The sequence below is a fragment of the Klebsiella sp. 28 genome (assembly GCF_018223905.1).
GTDB classification, from domain to species: domain Bacteria; phylum Pseudomonadota; class Gammaproteobacteria; order Enterobacterales; family Enterobacteriaceae; genus Klebsiella; species Klebsiella pneumoniae.
Map to the genome: position 1 here is coordinate 1 of NZ_JAGRQY010000291.1, position 1,573 is coordinate 1,573.

The window sequence follows — 1,573 nt, forward strand, 5'->3', positions numbered from 1 at the left end:
ACCGAGGACGATGTCGCCCGTCAGCTTGCGCAGATGCTGCCCACGCTGCGGGAGCAGGGGATGCGCCAGATCGCGGAGGAGACCCGCCACGACTTTCTGCTGCGTCTGGGACAGCAGCTTATCGACGGGGGGATCGCGCAATGGCGCTGGCAGCTGGCGCCGTGGCTGACCGCCTCGCGGCAGCGGCTTGCGCTGCGAGGCCTGATGTTTAGCCTGCCAGAGCCTCGTACCGTAGATCCGTATCAGGAGGCGGATACCTCGCCTGCGGGCCAGCCTCATCTCCTGACGCTGCCCGCCACCTGGCTGGGGATCGTCGATGACTGCCGCCGTTTACGCGGGCATCACGTGGGAATGGCGTGGGAGCGGGGCCTGGCGTGCGGTCTGCTGGCCATCCTCGGCCTGTGGGCGGCGGGACTGCTGCTCTCCTTTGCCCTCAATTACAGTCAGATTGCTTCGGTAGCGGGAAAAGCCCGCGACCTGGTGGCCCACCCCTCCGTTTCTGACTATCAACTGACGGCCCTCCATGCCCTGCGCAATGAGGCCGGCCGTCTCGTGCACGATGGGCAGAAGGGGGCGCCCTGGTATCGGCGCTTTGGTCTGGACCATCATCAGCAACTATTAAACGCCGTCCTACCCTGGTACGGTGTGGCAAATCATCGCCTGATACGTGACCCGGCCAATGCCGCGTTGCAGCAGGCGCTCAACGCGCTGGTCAACTCCGCCCCCAATAGCGACCAACGAGCCAAGCTGGCGAAACCGGGCTATGACCAGCTGAAAGCCTGGCTGATGATGGCTCGTCCGGATAAAGCCGATGACGCATTTTTTGCGCAGACCATGAAAACGGTCCAGCCGACGCGAATGGGGATCTCGACCGGTCTGTGGCAAAGTCTGGCGCCGGATTTGTGGGCCTTTTATCTCTCCCTGCTGCCCGAGCGGCCAGAGTGGAAGATCATCCCGGATGCGCAACGGGTGAGTCAGAGCCGTCAGGTTCTGTTGCAGCAGCTAGGTCGCCGCAATGCCGAAAGCACCTTATATGAGAACATGCTCAAATCCGTGCGTCGTAATTTTGCCGATGTATCGCTGGAAGACATGACCAGTGGCACCGATGCGCGCCGCCTGTTTACCACCGATGAAGTGGTCCCGGGGATGTTTACCCGCCAGGCATGGGAAGGCGGCATTCAGCAGGCCATTGATAAGGCAGCCAGCTCGCGCCGGGAGGAAATCGACTGGGTGCTGAGCGATTCGCGCAAAACGGTGTCGACAGACCTGTCGCCGGAGGCGCTGAAAGCGCGTCTGACCCGACGCTACTTCACCGATTTCGCCGGCAGCTGGCTGAATTTTCTCAACAGTCTGCGACTTAATCCGGCGACCAATATCGCCGATGTTACCGACCAGCTCACGCTGATTAGCGATGTCCGCCAGTCGCCGCTGATTGCCCTGATGAATACCCTTGCCTGGCAGGGGCAGGCGGGGCAACAAAGGAAGGGGCTGTCGGACAGCCTTATTAAATCGGCCAAAGATCTGGTGGGCGGGAAAGACAAGCCGGTCATCGACCAGTCGGCAGCCGGCCCGC

1 protein-coding gene is annotated in these 1,573 nt (G+C 62.0%); it reads left to right on the top strand.

Annotated features, from left to right (window positions below):
- A partial coding sequence (locus tag KHQ28_RS28445) for an ImcF-related family protein (RefSeq protein WP_228298308.1) occupies window positions 1-1,573 on the top strand: 1,573 nt, incomplete at both ends.